The organism is Arthrobacter sp. SAFR-179, assembly GCF_059414945.1.
In genome coordinates, this window is record NZ_JBPFDM010000013.1 from 66,305 (window position 1) to 88,532 (window position 22,228).

Sequence of the window (22,228 nt, forward strand, 5' to 3'; positions counted from 1 at the left end):
AAAAGCAAAGCATGAGAGTGGCGAACTCAATGTTGTGAAGCCCCGCAAGAATCGGCGCTGACCGGGCCAGCGGGCGGCTGGAACTCCTAGCCTGGCCGCCCGCCCTTAAGCCAGTAACAGCAATGACGCAGGAAGGACGACGGCGGGTGCCCACCCGCCGTCGTCCTTCTACGTGCGCCTGCTAGTCCTCGATGGTGACGCCGCGCCAGAATGCGATCCGGTCCTCGATGTGTTTGGCCTTGTCCTTGGGGTCGGGATAGTACCAGGCGGCGGCGTCGTTCCGCTGGCCGTCCACTTCCAGCGTGTGGTAGCTGGCCTGCCCCTTCCATGGGCAGAAGGTGTTCTTGTCGCTGTCCCGCAGGTAACCGGGGTTGACGGCGTCCCGCGGGAAGTAGTGGTTGCCCTCCACCACCACCGTGTCCGCGGACTCGGCGATGACTTTTCCGTTCCAGATAGCCCTGACCATGAGGTTCCTTCCGTCGCTGCCGCCACATGGAATGCGGCAGGTGTCGTACGGTTGCCAACGGCCTGGACGGCGGGCTTGTTCCCGACGGCGGTTCTACCGAGGGCTTTTGTCGATGACGCAGAACCGATTTCCGTCCGGATCCTCGAGGACCACGAAGTCGGGGTCATCGGGGTACATGTCCCAGTCCACGTGCTTGGCTCCGAGGGATACCAGTCGCTCCACCTCCGCATCCTGGTCGTCCGCATAGAGATCCAGATGGATCCGAGGGTAGGCCTGGACCGGGGTTTCGCTGAGCATGAGGGACAGTGACGCGCCCGGGCCCGACGCCGGCACAAGGGTCACCCACGTGTCGTCACCGGGTTCCCGGGGGACATAGCCGATGGCCTCCTGCCAGAACTTGGTGGCGGCGGCAACGTGGTTGACGCCGAGGACGATCGTTCCAATGGTCAACATCCGCCCAGCCTAACCCCGGTTCCGGCGGCCTGTCCTGCTTCTGGACAGGGAAAATGCCCGGCTCCATCCCGGAACCGGGCATCCCCTCAAGAGCTAGGCAACCACCTCCGCCGGCACCACGCTGCAGTCCGCCCTGGTACCGGCGAGCTGCGGCGCCCACCCGTCCATCCCCTGCAGGTACGCCCTGACCGTGTACTTGCCCGCCTCAGCTTCGGGCAACTGCGGACGGTCGGGCGTAACCTGCGCGCCGGGGCCGCGGTTGTTGTACTCGTGGAACCGTGCCTCGCGCCAGGAGAAGCCGCTCATGTCCGTCCATGGCGTTCCGGAGATATGCGCGCCGAGCCAGGAATCCCGCACCAGGACCTGGGCAACGGCTTTCGGGTCGCCGCTGGGGTGCCACGGCCTGCCGAGATGAACGGTGTCCCTTGCCGCGTCCGAGACCAGCCGGCATTGGTCAAAGAGGTAGCCGTACGTGATGGACAGGTCCTGGCTGCCCGCCGTCACGTAACCGTTGTTGGTGGCGGAGCCGCGGTCCAGCGACGTGATCTCGCAGCCACTGAACACGGCGGTTCCGCGGCCGAAGATGAAGTCCACGTCGCCCTCCACGTAGCAGCCCTCGAAGTAGAACCGGGCCTGGACGCCTGCACCCGGTGAATTCACCAGCAGCGTGTCCTGGTTGCCCAGCAGCCTGACGTTGGACAGCACCGACCGGTCCCCGGTGATGTGCAGCGCCACGGCCTGGCGGTCCTTCATCCCCATGTTGGCGGCCTCGTCGAAATCATTGCTGATGGTCAGGTTCCGGGCCACGAAGTCCGGCCCGTCAATCCGCACGGACGCGCTGCCGGAGGTGCCGAAGTTCCCGCTGCCGTCCGGCTTGGGGGTGCCGGAGGCGTTATTGAAGACCAGCAGCACGTCCTCCGGCCGCCCACCCTGGCCAATGAAGGAGATCCGCGGCTTGTCCGCAGGAACCCGCACAGCCTCCCGGTAGGTGCCGGGCTGGATCCGGATGACCGTCCGCTGGAGGCTGCCCGAGGGGACGGAATCGATGGCGGACTGAACCGTTGCGAACGCCCGGCCGGGGCCGACGTCGAGCGTTACCGGGACATCCACGGGCCGCTCGGCCGGCCAATACATTTCCAGCAGGGGGTCCGCGACGGCGTCGATGTTCAGGAAGTAGCCCGGCGGGACGATCTCCTTGGACTGCAGTTCACTGGCCACCAGGCGGGCCACGGCCACGGCGCCGGCGGCCTGGAAGTGTGTGTTGTCCTCAGAGCCCTGCGGATACTGCGGGTGCTCACCGGGAGCCAGGAAAAGGAACTGCGTCTTGGTTCCTTCCGGCCCGAGTTGCTGCCAGAGGTCCTTGGAGGACGCCGTGAGGTCCACCAGGGGAGTGCCGGTCGCGGCGGCGAGCTCCCTGACAGCCTGCGGATACGCTCCGTGGGAGTCCTTCGCATTGCCAAGGGAGTCGAAGCGGCGGCGTTCCACCGGGGTGACAAGAACAGGCTTGCCACCGCGCGCCCTCGCCCCGTCGATGTACCGGCCCAGGTACTCCTTGAAGGTGGTGTCGGGAAGCGTTCCGCGGGCCGGGTCCGCCACTTTTTCGTCGTTGTGGCCGAAGGAGATCAGCAGGTAGTCACCCGCCTGCATCAGGGCCAGCACCCGGTCCAGCAGTCCGGCGTCGGCGAAGCTCTTGGAGGAGGCGCCGGACCACGCGTAGTCAAAGACCGTTGCCTGCGGGCCCAACAGGAGCGGCAGGGCCTGTCCCCAGCCTGCACGGGGGCGTTCGGACTGCTGGTAGGCCGACGACGTCGAGTCCCCGACAACGAAGATGACGGGCTTGGTGCGCGGTTTGGTGGTGTCGGGGCCGGCTTGGGAGAGCGCGTTCGCCATGCCCGTTCCTGGGAAGGCCGCGGCCCCGGCGGTGAGTGCCAGCGCGGTCAGGACGCTGCGGCGGCTAGGCAGGATGGCAGCCATTAAAGGTCGCCTCCCGCCGTGAAGACCGGTCCCGTGGAGTCCTTGAGCAGCGCCGGCACGGCCTGGGCCGGATGGACGTGGGTACGCAGGGTTGGGGTCCAGGACGTGTCCTCGGCCAGCTGGTCGGCGGGGGCTGCGGCCGCGTTGTACTCCGCGCGCAGATCGGTGATCTTGCCGTTGACCGCGTTGGCGATGGTGGTGATTGCCGTTCCCTTGTAGCGGCCGATGATGTCCGCGGCGCTGATCCCGTCCGGGAGCGTGAAGGCGTTGGCCTCGGCGTACAGGTGGGAGCTGAATCCGGCGCCCAGGCTGTACTCATAGGGGATGGCGCTGTCTTCAGTCACCTTGAAGTGGTTGTTGTACACATCCACTTGGCCGAACCGGACGCGCGGCGCGCGCTGGCCCACGTTTTCGAAGACATTGTGGTGGATGGTGACCCGCAGCTTGCCGGGGTCTCCACGCGTGGGTGAATCGGTGGAGCCGATCAGGAGCAGCTTGTCGTGCTCGGAGAACCGGTTGTAGGACATAGTGACCAGGTCCGAGCCGTTGGTGACATCCACGGCACCGTCATGCACCTGGTAGGGGCGGCCGAAGTAGAGCGGCTGCGAACTGTCCAGGTTGGGAGCGTCCGTGAAAGCGGAATGGTCAATCCAGACGTGCGTGGCCTTGTTGATGACCTGCAGCAGGTCGTACTCGCTGTTCCAGTTTCCCTCGGTGCCGTCAGTGGGGTCCCAGGCGGGGAAGCAGTCGGCGGAGTCCCTCAGCGTGAGGTTGCGGAGGATGACGTTGGTGGCACCGTTGATGCGCAGGGCCGCGCCGGTGATGCTGCTGTCCGGCATGGCGCCAACGATGGTGGTGTTGCTGGGAATGTCCCACCGGATGGTCTTTGCCTGCTTGGCGGCGGCCAGGCGCCTGGCATTCTCCTGCGGACCTGCCGGCTCCTGGTCCCGCCCGTAGGTGGCGGGATCAAAATCCTGGAGGTACTGCGCCAGGCTGTAGCCGGTGCCCGCGGCGTAGTCTTCGCAGGTGAGCGGGGAGCCGTCCGGCGCAGTGTTGGCGTCGATGCTGCCGTGGATCCGGATAATCTTGGCCTGGTTTCCGGCGGCGAAGGCGGCCAGCAGTTCTGTCTTGGTGGAAACGTCGTATACGTTGGCGGCCTCGGCTGCTGACCCGCCGGTGGTTCCGGTTCCTTCGGAGGCCCAGCCGTTTCCTGCCGGCAGTACCTGGCGTTCAAGGGGTGTCTGGGTGGTCTGGGCGGTGGAATCGGCCGCCGGGTTTGGGGAAGCCCCTGCCGGTCCGGCAACGAGGAGTGCTCCTGCCACGGCAATGGCTGCAGACATGGATAAGTGCGTACTGCTTTTCCGCATGTTCTCTCTTCCGTCATTGGAATGAACTGCGCCCCGTTCCGGGGCCGCTTTGCCGCCGGGTGCTTGTGAGCGCTGACAAGGACCATATCGAGAAAGCGGTTTCTCAGCAATAGGAGAGGCAGATGTTTCTCACGTGGCGGGAGTACACCGTTGGCGCTTCCCGGCTGGCGGACGCTCGCGGCTAGACTCACCTGCATGGGGGAAAACACCACACCTGAAGAACGCCCACCGTCCGGGCACGCCAAAGTTCCTGCCGCCGTCGTGCCGTTGCTGGGCGTCGCCGCGGTGCTGGTCGGTTGCGTGATTGCCTACTTGAACCGGGATTTCACCGGCTGGGTTGCCTACGCCCCGCTGAGCAACCAGCCGTTCAGCGCCAATGGCGCGGCCTTCGTTACGCGGGGGACCCAGGCCGGCCTGGCAATGATCGCGGCTGGGCTGCTGTTGCTCGCTTTTTGGGTGGGTTACAGGCTGGGAAGGCGGGCTAAACCCGGCCTCCGCTAAAGCCTGGAGAGTCTGTCTCTGCCCGGCAGGGCGCCGGGCGGACGCTAGCTCCCGGGTTTGTTGATGGGCCTGTCCAGCGCCACGCTGATGGTCTGGCCCGGAGCCAGCTCGCCGTTGGGCAGGTCGGTGAATTCGTACCATGCGCCGCCTGTGCCGGTGCTCGGGCGGTTGGCCGAGCGCAGTTGGTCGATGCCGAAGCGGAAGGAAACCTGGCGTTCGGTGTCCCCTGGTGCGGTGGTGTAGGTCAGGGGGATCCCTTGGTCGTCGGCGGTGAAGGTTCCCTGGGCGCCCTCGATTTTCAGCTCGCCGGGTATCAGTCGAAGCTTCGTGCCCGCGGGGATAGGTTCATTTGCTGACAGTGCAGGGTTGTACAGCAGGATCTGGGCGGTGGTTGAGCGGAACTTGTAGCCCAGGCCGTCGAACGAGTCTCCTTGCACGGTTGTGTAAAAGACTGTCTGGCCGAACGAATTGTTGACCGAGGCGCCTGCACCGGACCTGCTGTCCACCGGCTTCTTTTGAAGCTGAACGACTTTCCCCGCCTGAATGAAGTAGATGCTGCCCCTTTCGTAGGTGAATGGAACCTTGTTCGCCTCGGCCAGCTGCTCTTCAGTCAGGTTGAACCGGTAGGTAATGCCGCCCAGGGTGTCATCGGGCTCAACCGTGTAGCTGGTGGGGATTCCGTCTGCATCAACGGTGGCGGGGCCCTTTGCTCCGGGCATCGGCCCGTCAGGGATCAGGCGGAGTCGGGTGCCCGGAGTGAGGCCGGTTCCGGGCCCGAGTGCATTGAATTGCATAATCTTCCGCTCGGACAGCTTGTAGGCGGTGGCGACCCCTGCCAAGGTGTCACCTGCCACCGTGGTGTAAAAGTCCGCGTTGCCAAACGAGTCCCGCACGGTTTCTCCGCCGAGGAGGGATTTGGCGGCGGAGGCCGAAGCTGCCGGAGTGGGCGTATCAGCGGCGGCGGGCTGCGCTGCGGTTGGGGGATCGGCGTACGTGCATCCTCCCAGGCCCGTTGACAGCAAAACGGCTACTGCGGCCGTAGGCCACGCCCGAGCCTTCCGCTTACCCGCCCTTGAAACGCCACTGGATCCGACCACAATTTCCCCCAAGAAAAATCATTCGTAGCCGGGCCGCGGTGGCGGTCGACCAAAAGTGAGCTTAGTTGATGGACTTCTGCCTGCTTACCGCCCGATTCAACGAACGCTTGATACGTCGGATATTTCCGACATATAGTGTCCTGGTGCTTCCCGATGTCTTTGCCGCCGTTGCCAACCCGGCCCGGCGCGTCATCCTGGACGAGCTCCGTCAGGGATCCAGGACGGCCGGTGAACTCACCGGTCTGCTGGACCTTAGCCGCCCGGCAGCGTCCGAACACCTTGCCGTGCTCCGCGAAGCGGGGCTGGTGCGGGAGGAGCGGCAGGGCAGGAACAGGGTTTATCACCTCCAGCCTGCCGGGCTTGCCGAGATCGGCGGCTGGGTGAAGCACTTCGAGCACTACTGGAACCAGCGGCTGGACGCGCTGGGAGACCTTCTGGATGAGGAGAATCCGTCATGACCGAGAACGCCATCCGGCTGGAACGCCGCTTTCCGCACCCCGCCACGGCGGTGTGGGCCGCATTGACCACGCCGGAACTGCTGGCCCGCTGGTGGGCGCCCGGCGACATCGCACCCGTGGTGGGCCACCGCTTCACCATGGACATGGATGTGTGGGGTCATCAGCAGTGCGAGGTCCTCACCGTGGACCCGGGAAAGTCCATCAGCTTCCTCTTCTCGGAGGGCATGCTTGACACCACCATCACCTGGCGGCTTGAGCCGGCCGACGGCGGGACGATCCTCCACCATGAACACGCAGGATTCCGCCTCGACACCCCCATGGGCAGGCAGGCCATCGAAGGCATGGGCAACGGCTGGCCGGGCCTGCTGGCCCGGATTGACGGGATTCTCGCCGACGTCTCCTGACACCCAACGGAAACGGACGACGGCGGGACGCGCCCGCCGTCGGCCGTTTCCATTGGCTCCTACTGCCCGTTTACTGCCGGACAGCGAAGGGTAACGATGGAGTATGACTGATTCCGGAGCTGGCGGCGCCAACGACCCCTTTGACGGCAACGACGAGATCGTGGCCGGCACCGAGCACCATGAGACGCCTGAAAGCATTGCCGAGGATGTTCGCCACGACATCCAGCTGGGCCATGTCCAGGACGATGTGACACACGTCCTTGAGGAGCGCTTTGAGGAAGCGGGCATTGAGGCCCGGCCCGAGGAAGTGGAAGATCTCGCGGATGAAATTGAGCGGGACGCCTCAAGCTGACTCCTGGCTTCGACGCCAGGGAGCAGGTGTTTGGCGAAGCCGGGCGGGCCTGAAACGGCGGGTAACGACCTGGACCAGTGTGCTGGCCGTGTTGGGCACATGGCTCCACTGAGTCATACCGGTGGTCCAGGTGGCCCGTCCCCGGCCGGCGCGATCCCCGTTTAGGGCCAGTCGGCCCGGATAAAGCGGATGGGACTCTTGAGTGTGAGAAGGCAGTCAGACGTCCACTCGGTAACGTTGCCTTGTGAGTCCATGGAATTCGGCGCTGCCACCTGCTGCGTGTCCTGGATTGCGGCGTCCTGAGGACCTTCACCAGTGCTATTCATTTATCCCCCTTGGCAAGTATGTGTGCCACACTAGGCACCCCGCAAAGCCAAAGGAAGAGGATTAATCCAATAGCAGGATAAACTTGGCAAATCTTGAGGATGGTTTCCATACTCCCCGCTTCCCGCATCTCAAGTTCACTCCCCGGCTCGTTCGAAAACAGCGCCGAAGAAGGCCGCCTGCGCGTCCGCCTTGGCCTGCGTTTCGGACTGGGAAGCCGTCCGGCTGCTGGCCTCGATGGACAAGGTCCCCCTGCGCGCTCCGCTCTGGACGTGCCACTCCCCGGTCCCGTCGGAGAGCTGATAAGCCACGGCGTAGCTGGAATCGGCTGCGATGGTGGTGGTAAGGGCGGAAACCGATGACCAGGGCCGGCTGCCGCCGCCGAACGATTGTTCCTCGATAGTGGTGCACCCGCGAAGCCGCTCTGCCCGGGAGTCAAACGGATACGGTGCCGCCATTGCCGAGGGCATGCTGATGGCGGTGAAGTCCGTGTAGTCGATTTTGCTGGCTCCCCGAATCTCACCCTGGCCTGATACCGACCCAATCAGCGACGCTGCGTACGACTCCTCATTGAAAGAGCATGCAGTGTCGGGCGGCCGTGAAAAGCCAGTGGGAGTGGAGCCGGGAGGCGAGGCGAGCACCCTGGCCTGGGGCAGGCTCGCAGGCTCCCCGTTGGGGCCGGTGATGCCCTTGAAGAGGGCCACCATCTGGTCCGGCGACAGGGAGTTTGGCGGCGGCGCTGCCAGTGACGGAGCGCCTTTCCGCGCCTGGTCAATGAGCTCCCTGGCAAGTCCGGACATGGCCTCAAGGGCCGACTTCGCGTCCGACTCCGAGTTGAGATTTGCCACTGCGAGGCTGAGGGTGACGGACAGCGTGCCGTCCAGGACGCGCAGCCCCACGGAGCCGAAGTCGCCGGGGCCCTTCGGCTTGGTGACCTGCATGAAGGCGTGCTGCTTTTCCGCGATCGTGGGAGCTGCCAGCAGGTGGAGGGCATGCGTGGAGCTTTGGCCGGGCGCCGTATAGGTCAGGTCGAACTGGCTGCAGCGGGACACCAGGTCATCCGGGTAGCCGAAGTCAGCCTTGGCGACGGCATCCTTTTCCGCGCTCCGCAGCACAATCATGACAGTGCTCGTCGGAGTGGACTGACCGCCCGCCGGAGGCATGGTGCCCTCGGCAAAAGCAATGTCTTTGTCCGCCCAGCGGGTGAAGGGGTCCTGGGGGAGGAGAACGAGGCAGTCCCCGGGGGTCGTTTCCATTGTGGTTGGGGGAAAGGACCCGCTTACGGCGCCGCTTCGAAGCGAGGCCGAATCAAAGGCTGTGGGAAATTGCAGGTTCCGAATCCGGCCCACGGCGTTGATCATGGCCTCGAGTTCAGCGTCAGAGAAGGGCTTGGACGGCGACGCCGCGGAACCTGAACCCGTGGCTGGTGATGCTTGAACCGGCTCTGTGCTGACCGCGGGGCTGCTGCTCGGAGTGGTGGTTCCGGAGGAACATCCCGCCACGGCGAGCAGGACGGCCGTGATGCAGCCGAGCCAGCGCCGGCTCGTTCTTCCCGGAGCGGAACCGCGCTTCCCGACTGCCCGAGCAACCATCGCCGGCCTCCTTTGCCAGCACCAACGCTAGGCTTCCGCCTGTGGGCCAGCTAGGGCCGTAGGACCCGGCCAGGCACGGTGTGGCCCGGGACGGCAACGCCTTCGGGGGCAATCAGCGGGAGGGTTTCCAGCCGCGTCCCCGGCCCCGCAATCACCAGGACATGCCGGGCCGTTACGCCCTCCAGGGCCGTTGCCACCTGCCGGATGACCTCCTCCACCCCAGGTGGAAGGACTGACGACGGCGGAAGTCCGGCGCCGTCGTCGTCCGCCCTGAGCCAGGTGCTCACCCTGGCGCCGCCGGTGGCATCAGCAATGCCGCGCGCCAAAGCGTCGGGGTCCACCGCGCCCGGAGCGTAGCCGCTGATCAGCGTGACCTGGTCAATCACCCGCTGGTGCACCGGGGCCGCGGCAGCAAGCAGGGCCCGGTCGTGCCGCCACAGTGCAAAGTGGTAACCCGCCACCAGCCCGGCGGCCACCAGGAGTCCCAGTGGCGCCCGGATACGGTCCAGAAGGCTTCCGCCCGACACGTCACCCAGCAGGAATTCGAAGAGCCGGTAGCCAATGACCAGCAGGGTAATGAGCGCCACCACCGCGCTGACGCCGAAGAATGCCACCAGGTAGAGGCGCCGGCCTGGCGGGATGTCGGCGGCCGTCCGCGGCTGGTGCCTCGGCTTCCAGGCCAGCCACCAGACAGGCGCTCCCACCACCAGTGAACTGATGCCGCCCAAGAGCAGGGTGCGCGTCGCCCCGCCGGCCAGCGGCGACACCGCAGCCGCCAGCAACGCGTTAACCACGACCCCCACGCCGGACGCCGCTGCGGCAAGCGCCACGGCGGAGGTCACCAGAAGGCTGGCGCGGCGAGTCCGGTTGGACCGGTGGACGGACACGGTGCGGTGGTACCGCCACACCAAAGCCCCGATGACGGCGGCCGCGATGGCCGGGGCGAGCGGTTCGAGCAGATCGTTCATGGGCTCGCTGCGGTCGAACGCCAGCCTCAGGAGGACAAACAGGATGACGCCCAGCCCGGCCAACGCGGTGATGCCGGCGACAAAGATTCCTACGGCGATGATGGTGACGTCAACCAGTGCTGTGTGGAAGCGCCGCCCGCCTTCCCTGAACCAGTGCCACCACCACACCACCGCGCCGCCGGTTGCCCAAATGAGTGACCGGAGGATGGGAAACCACCAGGGTTCGAGCGTGGCAGTGGACATGAAGCCGCGGATGGCGACGTCCAGCAGTGCGCCGAGGGCGGCAATCGCCGCGCCTGCGCCCAGCAGCAAGCCAAAGACCCACCCGATGAGCACCCGGATATCGTCGAGATGCCGCGGGGATTTGAGCGGGTGCTTCCACATCCACCGGTGCCACCACCAGATGGCTCCCCACACAAGGCCGTTGGCCAACGAAGACGACCAGTCGTTTCGTTCCATGCCAATCAAGGCAGCGGCCATATTCAACAGTGATGTGGTGGCGATGATGAGGGAGATTGCGTATATTCCGGTCAGGTAGAGCCCCCAGCCGGCGGCTGTCCGCTCCGCCGCGTCGTCAAGCCTCTTCCATACGAACCACCACAGCAGCAAGGCCAGCGGGCCGCCGATCAGGGTGAAGGCCAGGGACAGGGCCAGCCCGGCGACGTCGCCCGCGGCGAGGGTGGACGCCGTCCGGAAGAGGCGTTCCAGCAGTCCGCTGAGGCCTGACGCCGTGATGACCACCAACGCAAACAGCAGGACGTAAAGGATCAGCCGGCGGAGGGTGGCCAGGCCGCTGGCTGGCGCGGGGGCCATGGTGGCTGCGGGCGCCGTCATGGCTTCACCGGCATTACGGTGCAGGCCATCAGGGGGTACGGCGCCTGATCAATCATCCACTTCCCATTCACTTTAAGGAGCAGGAAGGTCTCCTCCATCTCATACTCTGACGGCCCGAACGGTCCGCCTTGGGATGACTGGACGATCGAAACCCTCACGGTGGCTGAATCGGCGCGCTCCGTCGTCGAAATGAACACCACCCGGGCGGGGCGTGGCTCGCCGGAATAGGAGCCGCCGCACCTGCTCCGGGCGCTCGCGGTGAGGAAGGATTCCGCGGTGGGGATGTCACCGTCGATCACGGCCTTGCTGTACTGCTGGACCACTCCGGCGGGGCTGGACTTATCCAGCGGGGCCGGCTCACCCCGGGTGAACACCACAGCCAGCGCAATCACCACCAGCACCGCCACCACGCCCACAAGCGCGAGCAGGATGCGGTCCGGTTTTCGCGCTGCAACGTCCATGGCGCAAGTATGCGGCAGAGGCGGGTTTTTGGCCCGTGTCTTAGGACCCGTCTTCCACTGGCATTCGCTCGTGTCAACAATGTTGCAATAGCTGCAACAGCGTGAAGGAGGGCGTGCCCTCCTCGTGGTGTAGTGCACTGGTGTTGCCATTGGTTATATCCGGGTCGGAAATCTGCGCGACACCTATTGACTGTGGTGCGCATCACGACCTATCTTGAAACAACCACGTTGCAACAGATGCAACTCCTACTTTCACTGGTGGTTCCATTGAGTAAAGAATCAACCTCACCCCTCGCAGGAGTCGTTGCCAACGACGACAATGCTCCTGCCCGGGCAGGGCATGGCGTGGACAATACGGTGCCCAGCAAAGACGTACGACGCCGGGTGGTCACCGCGAGCTTCATCGGCAACTTCGTCGAGTGGTTCGACTACGCCGTGTACGGCTACCTCGCGGCCGTCATCTCCTCCGTCTTCTTCCCCGAAGCCGACCGTCAGACCGCACTCCTGGCAACTTTCGGCGTCTTCGCCATTTCCTTCTTCGTCCGTCCCCTGGGCGGCTTCTTCTGGGGCCATATCGGCGACAAGCTGGGCAGGCGCAAAGCCCTGTCACTGTCCATCGTTATCATGTCCGTCTCCACCTTCTGCATCGCCCTCATCCCGGGCTACGCCACCATCGGCATGCTGGCTCCGCTCCTGCTGCTCCTGGTCCGCGTGGTCCAGGGTTTCTCCGCAGCCGGCGAATATGCAGGCGCCTCAGCCTTCCTGGTGGAATACGCGCCGGCCAACCGGCGCGGACTCTATGCCGCAGTGGTGCCGGCCAGCACCGCGGCCGGCCTGCTCCTGGGCTCCCTGATCGCTGCGCTCCTCAGCTCGGTGCTCAGCACCGAACAGCTGCACGAGTGGGGCTGGCGGCTGCCGTTCCTCCTAGCCGCGCCCATGGGCCTGATCGGTCGCTACATCCGCACCAAGCTGGAAGACACTCCTGCCTTCCGCGCCCTGGCTGACCAGGAAGAATCAACACCCAAAGCCCCCGCCCTGGACATGTTCCGGACCTACCGCAAGCAGCTGGTCATCGCCTGCGGCGCAGTGCTGCTCAACGCCGTCGGCTTCTACGTCATCCTCAGCTACATGCCCACCTACCTCTCCGAGGAACTGGGCTTCGGGTCCACCGAATCCTTCCTGGCCACCACCATCGCCCTGGCCAGCTACATCGGCTTCATCTTCCTCACCGGCATCGCATCAGACCGGTTCGGCCGCAAGCGCATGCTGATCACTGCCTCCGTGCTGTTCATGCTCCTGACCGTCCCGGCCTTCATGCTGCTGGACACCGGCAACTTCCTGGTCATCGTCCTGGTCCAGATCCTGCTGGGCGGCATGCTCACCCTGAACGACGGAACCCTGCCCAGCTTCCTTGCCGAACTGTTCCCCACCAAGGTCCGGTACAGCGGCTTCGCCGTCAGCTTCAACCTCTCCAACGCGCTGTTCGGCGGCACCGCGCCCTTCATGGCCACCCTGCTGATCGGACTCACCCAGAGCAAGCTGGCCCCCGGCTGGTACCTCGTGGCCGCCTCCGCCGTATCCCTGGTGGCTGTGCTGTTCGCCGCCGAAACGTCGCGGAAGCCCCTCAAACACCTCTGAGCAACCAGAGGCCCCTAAACCAACCTCACTACGCAAACCAACACCGACTGCACCAACAGCAGCTGGCATCCATTAGAAAGGCACCACCCCTGTGACTATCACTGCCGACAACGCCTCGTCCATCGCCGAACTCGAGCGCCTCAAGGTCCTCCACATCGGCTCCAAGGGCAAGCTCACGTTCTCCGACGCAGAGTTCGAGCGCCGCCTGGGCGGGCTCCGCCGGATCATGGCCGCCAAGGACCTGGACGCCGTCATCCTCACCAGCTACCACGGCATCAAGTACTACTCCGACTTCCTGTACACCACGTTCGGCCGCAACTACGCCCTGGTGGTCACCGCGGACGACTCCGTCACCGTCACCGCGAACATCGACGCCGGCATGCCGTGGCGCACCTCTTACGGCGAGAACATCGTCTACACCGACTGGCGCCGCGACAACTTCTTCTTCGGCCTGCAGGAGGCTCTGCGCCAGCGCGGCGTCAAGGCCTCCCGGCTGGGCGTCGAGGACGACTTCCTCCCGGGCCTGACCCGCGAGAAGATCGCCGCCGCCTTCCCGGGGGCAGAACTCCTGGATGTCTCGCAGGACGCCATGCGCCAGCGCATGATCAAGTCCGCCGAGGAAATCGAGGTCATCAAGCACGGCGCCCGCATCGGCGACCTGGGCGGCGAAGCCATCCGCAACGCCATCCGCGAGGGCATCACCGAGTACGAGGTGGCCTTGATTGGCACCGAAGCCATGGTGCACGAGATCGCCCGCACATTCCCGCACCGCGAGGTCCGTGACACCTGGGTGTGGTTCCAGTCCGGCATCAACACCGACGGCGCCCACAACTGGGCCACCACCCGGAAGCTGCAGCAGGGCGATATCCTCTCGCTCAACTGCTTCCCGATGACCTCCGGCTACTACACCGCCCTGGAGCGCACGCTCTTCCTGGGCCAGCCGGACGAGCGTTCCCTGGAACTGTGGAACATCAACGTGGAGGTCCACAAGCGCGGCCTGGAACTCATCAAGCCCGGCGCCGTCTGCAAGGACATCGCCGCCGAGCTCAATGAGATCTACATCAGCCATGGCCTGCTGGCCAACCGCACCTTCGGCTACGGCCACTCCTTCGGCGTCCTCAGCCACTACTACGGCCGCGAAGCCGGCCTGGAACTGCGCGAGGACATCGACACCGTGCTGGAACCCGGCATGGTGGTGTCCATGGAGCCCATGATCACGGTGGCGGACGGCCTGCCCGGCGCCGGCGGCTACCGCGAACACGACATCCTGGTCATCGGCGAGGACAACACCGTCGAGAACATCACCAAGTTCCCGTTCGGCCCGGAACACAACATCATCCAGGGATAGCCAACTGAACAGCCAAAGCGGCGCCGTGGGCCACGGCGCCGCTTTCGGCGTCTGCCGTCACCGATAGGGAAAGATGGTGTCCACCATGACTCCTGCAACAACCTCCGACAGCAACGGCAGCGGCACCAACGGCGGGACGGACGCCAAAGGCGCGTCCGTCGTCGTCAATGCCATCGCCGTTCTGCGCACCTTCACGGCCGACGAACCGCTGCTGGGCGTCACCGAAATCGCCAACCGGGTGGGCATGCACAAGAGCAGCGTTTCCCGGATCCTGGCCACCTTTGAGCAGGAAAACCTGGTGGAACGGGACCCGGAAACCAAGCGGTTCCGGCTGGGACTGGGGCTCATCGCCGTCGCCGGACCGTTGCTGGCCGAGATGGAGGAACGGCGCGTGGCGTACCCGGTCCTGCGGCAATTGACCGAGCAGACCGGGGAGACCAGCGCGCTGATGCTGTGGAACGGGGACGAGGCGATCTGCGTGGAGCAGATCGCCAGCCACCACCAAATCAAGCACACCACGCCCCTTGGCGCGCGCTACCGGGACGCCATGAGCGCCTCCGTCCAGGTGTTCCTCTCCACCCTGCCGGCCGAGCGGGTGCGGGAGCTGCTGCGCAGCGGAACCATCACCTTCCCGGGACTGGACGACGCCGGGCTGGCGGCTTACGAAGCCAGGCTCGAGGACGTGGCGCAACGGGGATGGGCGGGAAACTACGGCGAATCGTCCATGGACGAAGTGGGCGTTGCTGCCCCCGTCCGGGACCACCGCGGCGATGTAGTGGCTGCCGTCCTGATCCCCGCCCCGCGCTTCCGGGTGTCGAAAGAGCAGTTCGAGAGCCTGGGCGAGGCCTGCGTGGCCGCCGCGGGCAAGGTGACCACCCGCCTGGGCGGCAGGCCGGCAAACTGACGCTGGCAGGTCTGTACAACCACTGCTGGCCCACGGGAGACTGGCGCCATGCGCAAACTGGCCTTTGGCATGAACGTGAGTCTGGACGGCTACACCGCCGCGCCCGGTGACGACCTCGGCTGGAGTACGCCGAGTGACGAGCTGTTCCAATGGTGGTCCGACCGGGTGGGGTCGACGGGGCTGGCACTGTATGGGCGCAAACTATGGGAGACGATGAGCTCACACTGGCCCACGGCCGACCAGCAGCCGGGCGTCACACCGGCGCAGGTCGAGTTCGCCCATCGCTGGCGGAAGATGCCGAAGGTGGTTTTCTCCTCCACGACCCGAGCAGTCGACTGGAACACCCGCCTGGTCACCAGCGACGCGGTCGCTGAGATTTCCAGGCTCAAAGCCGAAGGAAGCGGCCCCATTGATATCGGCGGGGCCACACTCGCCGCGGCAGCCATGCGGGCCGGGCTGATCGACGAGTACGCGATGGTCACCCACCCGGTCCTTGTGGGCGGCGGCACACCGTTTTTCACAGCCCTGGACAACTGGGTGAACCTGAGCCTGGTGGAGACCCGCACCTTTCCGGACGGTGTGGTCCTGACCAGGTACCGGACCAGGCGCTGAGCGCCCTGCGGCCAGTTACGGCAGCCCGGCCATCCGGGCCGCCAGGTGCAGTGCCGCCAGCCGGCCGGTGCCCCTTGGATCACCGCCGCACAGCTCGAAAATCCGCTGCAGCCTGTGGTGCATGGATTGCCGTTCCAGGTGCAGTTCCCGCGCGGACTGCGCCGTGTTGCAGCCTGAGTCCAGCCACACCTGCAGGGTCTCCAGCAGCTGGGACTGCCGCTGCGCATCATGCTCCAAAACTGCGCGCAGGTGCCGGTTGACGAACGCCTCGCGCGCCGAGCCGTCGAGGCAGGTCAGGGAGAGGCTCTCAACGGCGGCGTCGTCGGCGTCCACCACCACCAGGCCGCGGGCCGGAAACCGCCTGCGTGCCGACGCATTCCGGCGCCGGATCTGGCGCACCTCCAAGGTGCGTCGGGCTTCGGCCAGGGACCAGGCCGCGTCGGCCACCCCACCCGCCACCGGACCGACGGCGATCACCGCATCATGATCCCCTTCCAGACCGCGGAGCGATTCCAGGAGCTGCCGCCGTTCACCGGCAGTGTCCGTGCAGGGCAGGCCGATCATGACCACCAGTTCGGCGTCGTCCAAATACGCCGCGCACGGAATGCGTTGTGAGCTCAGGAAGGTTTCGACGGTGCCACGCAGCTCCTGCGGTGATGCCGCGTGGATGGCCGCCACCACGGCGGGGGAGTCAATGGGGAAGCCGGCAGCCGGCGCGAGCTGCTCCAGGCGCCACTCCGGGGCAGAGTGGAGCACTGCCCGCATCAGTTCGGCGCCGGCCAGGGCATGCAGCCCGGGAGGGGTGTGCTGGAGCAGCGCCAGGCCCAGGATGTCCACAGCGCGTTCCCCTGCCACCTGCGCCAGGGCCAGGTCCGCAGCATCCGGCACGCGCACCTCCAGCCGGCCCATGAGGACCCCGCGCACAGGGATGTCCACGCTGACCACTGTTTCGCCGGCCACCTTGGAAAACGCGTCCTGACCGCCTGACTCCGCATCGCCGTCGTCCTCCCAATCCTCCGGCACGGCGCTGCCCATGATGACTCCCCACGGGGAGGTGAGCGTCACGGCGGAGCCGGTAATGCCGGCCAGTACGCCCAGGATTTTGTCGAGCGAGGCACCGTGGGCCAGCTCGGCAGCCATGGCGCGCGTGCCGGCGTCGGCCTGCTGCAGGTGCCCCACGGACTCGCTGACCAGCATGGAATTGATGGCCTGCATGACACCCACAAAGGGCACCACCTTGCGCAGCTCCACCACTGGTAGGCCGAATTCCTCGGCCTTGGCAAGCATGCCGGCCGGGATTTCCGGCAGGGCGCCGCCGGTCTCGATGGCGAGCGCCGCAATCCCGCGCTGGGCCAGTTCGCGAACGTACTCTTCGCGCTTGGCCGGCGTGGCCGTGGCCAGCGTAATCCCGCCGCAAAGCAGCAGTTCGCCGCCCCGGAGCAGGGGAGCGATGTCCAGCACCTCGCTGGAGTGGACCCAGCGGACCGGCTGCGCGTCGGTCACCGCACCCAGCGGATGGACCAGGGGGTCGGCGGCGGCAAGGGCTGGGTGGGCGAGTATTTCGCCAAGAAACACTGACACGACGTTCCGTAACGTAGTAGGAGGATCTGCTCGACACATCGTATCTTGTTACTTGTGATGGGGGCCACATAGCCTTTTGGTACTTATCCACCTCACGGAGGCCCCCATGCAAGAAAAGCTTTCACCAGCCACGCACGGCCAACCCGCCCAGGGCACGCAGGACCACAACGTCGTGGACCACGAAGCCTGGCTGCAGCCCATTCCTGAATCAGCACGAACACGCAAGGTATCCGGCCAGTTCTGGATCTGGGCGGGCGCCAACCTGGCACCCATCAACTGGGTGCTGGGGGCACTCGGCATCCAGCTGGGACTCGGACTTGCGGACACCGTCACAGTCCTGGTCCTGGGCAACCTGATCGGCATGCTGCTCTTTGGCTGCTTCGTCCTCCTGGGCCAGAAGACCGGCGCCACCGGTATGGTCCTGGCCCGCGCGGCATTCGGCCGGCGCGGCAACTACCTGCCGGCCGCCATTCAGGCCCTGCTGGTCATCGGCTGGTGCGCGGTCAACACCTGGATCATCCTGGACCTGGTCATGGCGCTGTTCGGAACCCTCGGATGGGTTGACCCGGACGCCCCCAACTACGGCTGGAAGATCGGCGTCGCCACCTTCATCATGGCCCTGCAGGTGGCCATCGCCTGGTTCGGCTACAAGGCCATCGCAGCCTTCGAAAAATGGACCGTACCGCCCACCATCCTCATCCTGGCCGTCATGTCCGCCGTGGCCTGGTTCGGCATGGACATCGACTGGGGCTACGCCGGACCCGCCGGCGCCATCCTGGAAGGCTCCGAGCGCATCGCCGCCATGAGCGCCGTCATGACCGCCATCGGCATCGGCTGGGGCATCACCTGGTTCACCTACGCCGCTGACTACTCCCGGTTCGTCAGCACCAGCGTCCCCAAGAAGAAGGTCTACCTGGCCTCCGTGCTGGGCCAGTTCATCCCCGTGGTGTGGCTCGGTGTCCTGGGTGCCAGCCTGGCCACCAACAGCGGCGAAATCGACCCCGGCAAGCTGATTGTCCTGAACTTCGGCGCCATGGCGCTGCCGGTGCTGCTCATGGTGCTCCACGGCCCAATCGCCACCAACATCCTGAACATCTACACGTTCTCCGTGGCCACCCAGGCCCTGGACATCTCCATCAGCCGCCGCAAGCTCAACCTGTTCGTCGGTGTCTTCTCGCTCGCCGCCGTCGTCTTCTTCATCTTCCAGGAGGACTTCGCCGCGGTGCTCGATGCCTGGCTGATCGGCCTGGTGGCCTGGGTGGCCGCCTGGGGCGGAATCATGCTGGTGCACTACTTCTGGCTGGACAAGCGCTGGCCCGGTGAGCCGGAGCGCCTGTTCGACGCCGTAGGCACCAAGCGGCTGCCCGGCGTCAACTGGGCCGGTGTCATCGCCCTCCTGGCCGGCATCTTCGCCACCTGGCTGTTCATGTACGGACTGATCCCCATCATGCAGGGCCCCATCGCCGTGGCCCTGGGCGGCTGGGACCTGTCCTGGCTGGCCGGTGGACTGACCAGCGCCGGGGTGTACGCCATCCTCGGGCCGCGGCAGCACATCCGCTACCTCGCCCTGGAGCCACGCACCTCCCAACAGGCGGATGCCGCTCCCGGAACAGACGGCAAGGCGGCAGAGAGCTCTCCCGCCCTTCCCGCCCTCTAATCTCCTCTCCCCGCACACCCTGGCGGGCGCCCACAGCGCCCGCCGAAAGGATTTCCCGTGAACCAGCCCGCCATCGCGGACGCCCTGCATCCCATTACCTGGCCAGACGGCGCCAATGCCGCCGCATCCTTCACCTTCGACGTGGACGCCGAATCCTGCACCATCGCCCACGATCCCACCAGTACCCGGCGGATGTCGCTGATGAGCCACCAGTCCTACGGTCCGAAGGTCGCGGTGCCGCGGCTCCTGGCGATCCTGGCCCGCCAGGACATCCAGGCCACCTTCTTCATCCCCGGCTTCACCGCCGAGTCCTACCCGGACACGGTGCGGCAGATTGTTGACGGCGGGCACGAGGTGGCGCACCACGGCTACCTGCACGAGCCCATGCAGGGCATCGACGCCGCCACCGAAGCCGGCTACATCGACCGCGGCCTGGAAGCCCTGGCCAAGGTGGCCGGAGTCCGGCCGGTGGGCTACCGGGCGCCCTGGTGGGAACTGAACTGGCACTCCCCGGGGCTGCTGGCGGACCGCGGCTTCCTCTACGATTCCAGCCTGCTCGACGGCGATGCCCCCTACCGCTTTGCCGTCGCCGCGGACGATCCCCGGGACATCGTGGAAATTCCGGTGGACTGGACCCTTGACGACTGGGAACAGTACGCGTTCTACCCCGGCGTGACGGGCAGCGGCGTCATCGAAAGCCCGGCCAAGGTCCTGGAGATGTGGACTCTCGAAGCGGAGGCCCACCACTCCCAGGGCAGCTGCTTCGTCCTGACCAACCACCCGTTCATCTCCGGCCGGCCGTCCAAGGCGGTGGCGCTGGAGCAGCTCATCGAGCGGGTGAAGTCGATGGATGGTATGTGGGTGGCCACCATGGAACAGATTGCGCTTCATACCAAGGCCACGGTCACGGAGGTCCACACCCACGCGCGGATTGACGTGCCGGTATTCCCGGGCGCGGGTGCCCAGTTCAAGCCGGCTGTGGTGCGGCAGGGGGTGCTGGCCTAGCGTCCGCGGGCAAGGAAGCGGCCGGTGGTGGATCTCCCGCCACCGGCCGCTTCTTGCTGCTCATGGACACCATCGGCCGGCGCAGCCTATGGTGGCCGGAAGGGCCGGTGCAGCCCGCCGGGAGGAGCCTTCGATGGAAATTTTGCGCAGCGGTACCGACGGCATCGAGCGGGAGCTATCCTGGCAGATTCCGCTTTACGAGCAGTTCCACCGGCACCCGGAACTGGGTCTGGCCGAACACCAAACGTCCGCCGCCGTCGCGGCAAAGCTGGCCGGCTGGGGCTTTGACGTCCGGCACTTTGGCGGGACCGGCGTCGTCGGCGTCCTAACCAAGGGCGCAGGTCCCTGCGTCCTCGGCCGGGCAGACATGGATGCCCTCCCAGTTACCGAGGCCACAGGGGCGCCCTACGCGTCCACCAATCCCGGGGTGATGCACGCCTGCGGGCACGACATGCATGTGGTGGCACTGCTGGGCGCGGCGAAGTACCTGGCTGAACACCTTGATCCCTGGCAAGGCACCTACATTGCCCTGTTCCAGCCGGCGGAGGAGACGGCGGCGGGCTCGCAGGTAATGCTCGACGACGGCCTGGCCGCCGGCATCCCGCGGCCTGACGTCGCGCTGGCCCAGCACGTCATGCCCACAGAGGCGGGCACCATCGGCACCACGCCGGGCCCCGTCCTGTCGGCAGGCGATTCCATCCGGATCACCGTCCACGGCCGTGGAGCCCACGGTTCCATGCCGCACAAGTCCGTGGATCCGGTGGTCCTGGCCGCCTCGATTGTCCTCCGCCTGCAGACGGTGGTGTCCCGGGAAACTACGCCGGGGGAGTTCGCGGTGCTGACCGTCGGCTCCGTGAACGCCGGTGCCACGGCCATCATCATCCCGGACCGCGCCGAACTGCTGCTCAACCTGCGGACCTATGACGTGGCGCTCCGAAGCCAGGTGATTGCCGCGATCGAGCGGATTGTCCGCGGCGAGAGCGCGGCTGCCGACTCCCCGCAGGAACCGGAATTCGAGTACTACGACCAATACCCGCTGACCAGCAACGATCCGGAGGCCAACGCCCGGGTCACGGCGGCCTTCACCGGGACGTTCGGTGCGGACGCCGTCTACCGCACCGCCCCACAGACAGCATCCGAGGACTTCAGCCGCATCCCCGACGCATTCGGCATCCCCTACGTGTACTGGGTGGTCGGCTCCGTGCCCCCGGAAACCTACCGGCGGGCAGTGGCCAACGGCACGTTGGACGCGGACATCCCGGCCAACCACTCGCCGTCGTTCCTGCCCGCCGTGGACCCCACCCTCGGCGTGGCCACCCGGGCCCAGGCCGCCGCCGCGCTCGCGTTCCTTGCGGGGACTGTTTAGCCGGCCACGGCCATGAGTGACGTCATCTGCGCTGCGGCGTCGCTGCCCAAGGCCGGTGTGTAGACAACGATGTGCAGGTCCGGCCGGTCTGAGGGGGAGACCTGGTGGTGTTCCAGCTGGAGGACTCCCACTGCCGGGTGGTGGAAGAGGCGCTCGCGGGATTCGAAGCCCAGGATGTCGTAGAGGTCCCAGCCCTGCCGGAACTCCGGGCTGGCTTCCTTGAGCCGCTCCACCTGGTACTGGATGTCCGGATCTCCGAGCCGCTGCCCGGTTTCGGCGCGGAACTCGGCAAGGAACCGCTTGCTGGTGGTGTCCCAGTCCGGGAGCAGGTCCCGGACATAGGGGTCCGTGAACACCAGCCACAGCAGGTTCCGGTCTGCCGGAGGCACCCTAGCGATGTTCGGGTACAGCGCCGCATAGGCCTTGTTCCAGCCGGCCACGCCCCAGTCCGGGAACAGGGCAAAGGACGGATTCGGGTCCAGCGCATCCATCAGCCGCTGGATATGGGGTGGGGCGGTGTCTGCCGCGGGGCCGGCAGGGGCGGCGGATGCGTAGCCGCCAAGGGAGAGGACATAGCCAAGGCCGGTGTTGGAGAGATGCAGCGCGCGGCTGATGGCTTCCAGGACCTGGCGTGACGGGCTGATGTCCCTGCCCTGTTCAAGCCAGGTGTACCAGGTGACGCTGACGCCGGAGAGGAAGGCCACCTCCTCGCGGCGGAGCCCCCGCTCCCGGCTGCGGCCGATCGGCGGCAGACCGTAGTCGGCCCGCAGCGCCTGATCCCGGCGCGCCCGCAGGAAGAGGCCAAGTTCTTTGCGCCGTCCAGGATCACTCACTCATAAATACTATTACTCTGGTACTCCTACTAC

21 protein-coding genes are annotated in these 22,228 nt (G+C 66.1%); 11 read left to right on the forward strand and 10 right to left on the reverse strand.

Translation table 11 applies throughout. The features are described 5' to 3' along the window. Window positions 1–181: 181 nt before the first annotated feature. The 4 genes from ACR65K_RS17880 to ACR65K_RS17895 form a co-directional block, all read right to left on the reverse strand. Window positions 182–466 (reverse strand): DUF427 domain-containing protein, encoded by a 285-nt coding sequence (locus tag ACR65K_RS17880; protein WP_440154346.1) that lies wholly within the window; start codon window positions 464–466, stop codon window positions 182–184. A gap of 93 nt (window positions 467–559) precedes the next feature. Then, window positions 560–919 carry a VOC family protein gene (locus tag ACR65K_RS17885; RefSeq protein WP_440154347.1) on the reverse strand — a complete coding sequence of 120 codons (360 nt, stop codon included), beginning with the start codon at window positions 917–919 and terminating at the stop codon, window positions 560–562. Between the two features lie 93 nt (window positions 920–1,012). Next, window positions 1,013–2,893 (reverse strand): pectinesterase family protein, encoded by a 1,881-nt coding sequence (locus ACR65K_RS17890; protein ID WP_440154348.1) that lies wholly within the window; start codon window positions 2,891–2,893, stop codon window positions 1,013–1,015. Beyond that, a complete protein-coding gene (locus tag ACR65K_RS17895) occupies window positions 2,893–4,233 on the reverse strand; it encodes a pectate lyase family protein (protein ID WP_440154349.1) in 1,341 nt (446 codons plus the stop codon). Before ACR65K_RS17895 ends, ACR65K_RS17890 begins: the two co-directional genes overlap by 1 nt. 222 nt (window positions 4,234–4,455) lie before the next feature. Between ACR65K_RS17895 and ACR65K_RS17900 the strand changes: the two genes are divergently transcribed. Then, entirely contained in the window at window positions 4,456–4,761 is a 306-nt protein-coding gene (locus ACR65K_RS17900; RefSeq protein ID WP_440154350.1) for a hypothetical protein, read from the forward strand. A gap of 44 nt (window positions 4,762–4,805) precedes the next feature. On the opposite strand, the gene ACR65K_RS17905 is transcribed toward ACR65K_RS17900, so the two are convergent. Further along, a complete protein-coding gene (locus ACR65K_RS17905) occupies window positions 4,806–5,783 on the reverse strand; it encodes a LysM peptidoglycan-binding domain-containing protein (RefSeq protein ID WP_440154351.1) in 978 nt (325 codons plus the stop codon). A gap of 218 nt (window positions 5,784–6,001) precedes the next feature. Here ACR65K_RS17905 and ACR65K_RS17910 point away from each other — a divergent pair, with 218 nt between their 5' ends. The 3 genes from ACR65K_RS17910 to ACR65K_RS17920 all read left to right on the forward strand — a co-directional run bounded on the left by ACR65K_RS17910 (window position 6,002) and on the right by ACR65K_RS17920 (window position 7,072). Next, window positions 6,002–6,316 (forward strand): ArsR/SmtB family transcription factor, encoded by a 315-nt coding sequence (locus ACR65K_RS17910; RefSeq protein ID WP_440154352.1) that lies wholly within the window; start codon window positions 6,002–6,004, stop codon window positions 6,314–6,316. Further along, on the forward strand, window positions 6,313–6,720 hold the full coding sequence (locus ACR65K_RS17915) for an SRPBCC family protein (RefSeq protein ID WP_440154353.1): 408 nt from the start codon (window positions 6,313–6,315) through the stop codon (window positions 6,718–6,720). The genes ACR65K_RS17910 and ACR65K_RS17915 overlap by 4 nt, the downstream gene beginning before the upstream one ends. A gap of 103 nt (window positions 6,721–6,823) precedes the next feature. Next, window positions 6,824–7,072 (forward strand): hypothetical protein, encoded by a 249-nt coding sequence (locus ACR65K_RS17920; protein ID WP_440154354.1) that lies wholly within the window; start codon window positions 6,824–6,826, stop codon window positions 7,070–7,072. A gap of 461 nt (window positions 7,073–7,533) precedes the next feature. Here ACR65K_RS17920 and ACR65K_RS17925 read toward each other — a convergent pair whose 3' ends face one another. From ACR65K_RS17925 to ACR65K_RS17935, 3 genes are read right to left on the reverse strand one after another with little or no spacing between them, the layout of a single operon-like run. After that, window positions 7,534–8,988, reverse strand: a complete 1,455-nt coding sequence (locus ACR65K_RS17925) for a hypothetical protein (RefSeq protein WP_440154355.1) — start codon at window positions 8,986–8,988, stop codon at window positions 7,534–7,536. Window positions 8,989–9,038: 50 nt separating this feature from the next. Further along, complete coding sequence (locus tag ACR65K_RS17930; RefSeq protein WP_440154356.1) at window positions 9,039–10,790, reverse strand: DUF5671 domain-containing protein; 1,752 nt, start codon at window positions 10,788–10,790, stop codon at window positions 9,039–9,041. Continuing rightward, complete coding sequence (locus ACR65K_RS17935) at window positions 10,787–11,251, reverse strand: LpqB family beta-propeller domain-containing protein (RefSeq protein WP_440154357.1); 465 nt, start codon at window positions 11,249–11,251, stop codon at window positions 10,787–10,789. The genes ACR65K_RS17930 and ACR65K_RS17935 overlap by 4 nt, the downstream gene beginning before the upstream one ends. 267 nt (window positions 11,252–11,518) lie before the next feature. On the opposite strand from ACR65K_RS17935, the gene ACR65K_RS17940 reads away from it, so the two are divergent. The 4 genes from ACR65K_RS17940 to ACR65K_RS17955 all read left to right on the forward strand — a co-directional run bounded on the left by ACR65K_RS17940 (window position 11,519) and on the right by ACR65K_RS17955 (window position 15,753). Then, a complete protein-coding gene (locus ACR65K_RS17940; RefSeq protein ID WP_440154358.1) occupies window positions 11,519–12,889 on the forward strand; it encodes an MFS transporter in 1,371 nt (456 codons plus the stop codon). 91 nt (window positions 12,890–12,980) lie between these two features. Next, a complete protein-coding gene (locus ACR65K_RS17945) occupies window positions 12,981–14,237 on the forward strand; it encodes an aminopeptidase P family protein (RefSeq protein ID WP_307087596.1) in 1,257 nt (418 codons plus the stop codon). A gap of 73 nt (window positions 14,238–14,310) precedes the next feature. Then, window positions 14,311–15,141, forward strand: a complete 831-nt coding sequence (locus ACR65K_RS17950) for an IclR family transcriptional regulator (RefSeq protein ID WP_440154359.1) — start codon at window positions 14,311–14,313, stop codon at window positions 15,139–15,141. Window positions 15,142–15,189: 48 nt separating this feature from the next. Next, the gene (locus tag ACR65K_RS17955) at window positions 15,190–15,753 is read left to right on the forward strand and encodes a dihydrofolate reductase family protein (protein ID WP_440154360.1); all 564 of its coding nucleotides are present in this window, start codon (window positions 15,190–15,192) and stop codon (window positions 15,751–15,753) included. A 15-nt stretch (window positions 15,754–15,768) separates the two neighbouring features. Here the strand turns inward: ACR65K_RS17955 and ACR65K_RS17960 are convergent, their stop codons facing one another. Continuing rightward, window positions 15,769–17,334 (reverse strand): PucR family transcriptional regulator, encoded by a 1,566-nt coding sequence (locus tag ACR65K_RS17960; RefSeq protein WP_440154361.1) that lies wholly within the window; start codon window positions 17,332–17,334, stop codon window positions 15,769–15,771. 106 nt (window positions 17,335–17,440) lie between these two features. Between ACR65K_RS17960 and ACR65K_RS17965 the strand changes: the two genes are divergently transcribed. The 3 genes from ACR65K_RS17965 to ACR65K_RS17975 all read left to right on the forward strand — a co-directional run bounded on the left by ACR65K_RS17965 (window position 17,441) and on the right by ACR65K_RS17975 (window position 21,362). Beyond that, on the forward strand, window positions 17,441–18,991 hold the full coding sequence (locus ACR65K_RS17965) for a purine-cytosine permease family protein (protein WP_440154362.1): 1,551 nt from the start codon (window positions 17,441–17,443) through the stop codon (window positions 18,989–18,991). A 57-nt stretch (window positions 18,992–19,048) separates the two neighbouring features. Beyond that, window positions 19,049–19,996, forward strand: coding sequence for a polysaccharide deacetylase family protein (locus ACR65K_RS17970; protein WP_440154363.1), 948 nt, complete (start codon window positions 19,049–19,051; stop codon window positions 19,994–19,996). A 133-nt stretch (window positions 19,997–20,129) separates the two neighbouring features. Then, window positions 20,130–21,362, forward strand: coding sequence for an amidohydrolase (locus ACR65K_RS17975; protein ID WP_440154364.1), 1,233 nt, complete (start codon window positions 20,130–20,132; stop codon window positions 21,360–21,362). On the opposite strand, the gene ACR65K_RS17980 is transcribed toward ACR65K_RS17975, so the two are convergent. Next, window positions 21,359–22,195 (reverse strand): helix-turn-helix transcriptional regulator, encoded by an 837-nt coding sequence (locus tag ACR65K_RS17980; RefSeq protein ID WP_440154365.1) that lies wholly within the window; start codon window positions 22,193–22,195, stop codon window positions 21,359–21,361. The two genes, ACR65K_RS17975 and ACR65K_RS17980, sit on opposite strands and share 4 nt — an antisense overlap. Window positions 22,196–22,228 lie beyond the last annotated feature (33 nt).

Excerpts from the sequence above, each read along its gene's own strand:
- ACR65K_RS17935 (WP_440154357.1), bottom strand. The coding sequence starts at position 11,251 with ATGGACGTTGCAGCGCGAAAACCGGACCGCATCCTGCTCGCGCTTGTG.
- ACR65K_RS17920 (WP_440154354.1), top strand. The coding sequence starts at position 6,824 with ATGACTGATTCCGGAGCTGGCGGCGCCAACGACCCCTTTGACGGCAAC.
- ACR65K_RS17965 (WP_440154362.1), top strand. The coding sequence starts at position 17,441 with ATGCAAGAAAAGCTTTCACCAGCCACGCACGGCCAACCCGCCCAGGGC.
- ACR65K_RS17930 (WP_440154356.1), bottom strand. The coding sequence starts at position 10,790 with ATGACGGCGCCCGCAGCCACCATGGCCCCCGCGCCAGCCAGCGGCCTG.
- ACR65K_RS17895 (WP_440154349.1), bottom strand. The coding sequence starts at position 4,233 with ATGTCTGCAGCCATTGCCGTGGCAGGAGCACTCCTCGTTGCCGGACCG.
- ACR65K_RS17950 (WP_440154359.1), top strand. The coding sequence starts at position 14,311 with ATGGTGTCCACCATGACTCCTGCAACAACCTCCGACAGCAACGGCAGC.
- ACR65K_RS17885 (WP_440154347.1), bottom strand. The coding sequence starts at position 919 with ATGTTGACCATTGGAACGATCGTCCTCGGCGTCAACCACGTTGCCGCC.
- ACR65K_RS17955 (WP_440154360.1), top strand. The coding sequence starts at position 15,190 with ATGCGCAAACTGGCCTTTGGCATGAACGTGAGTCTGGACGGCTACACC.
- ACR65K_RS17880 (WP_440154346.1), bottom strand. The coding sequence starts at position 466 with ATGGTCAGGGCTATCTGGAACGGAAAAGTCATCGCCGAGTCCGCGGAC.
- ACR65K_RS17915 (WP_440154353.1), top strand. The coding sequence starts at position 6,313 with ATGACCGAGAACGCCATCCGGCTGGAACGCCGCTTTCCGCACCCCGCC.
- ACR65K_RS17890 (WP_440154348.1), bottom strand. The coding sequence starts at position 2,893 with ATGGCTGCCATCCTGCCTAGCCGCCGCAGCGTCCTGACCGCGCTGGCA.
- ACR65K_RS17900 (WP_440154350.1), top strand. The coding sequence starts at position 4,456 with ATGGGGGAAAACACCACACCTGAAGAACGCCCACCGTCCGGGCACGCC.
- ACR65K_RS17975 (WP_440154364.1), top strand. The coding sequence starts at position 20,130 with ATGGAAATTTTGCGCAGCGGTACCGACGGCATCGAGCGGGAGCTATCC.
- ACR65K_RS17925 (WP_440154355.1), bottom strand. The coding sequence starts at position 8,988 with ATGGTTGCTCGGGCAGTCGGGAAGCGCGGTTCCGCTCCGGGAAGAACG.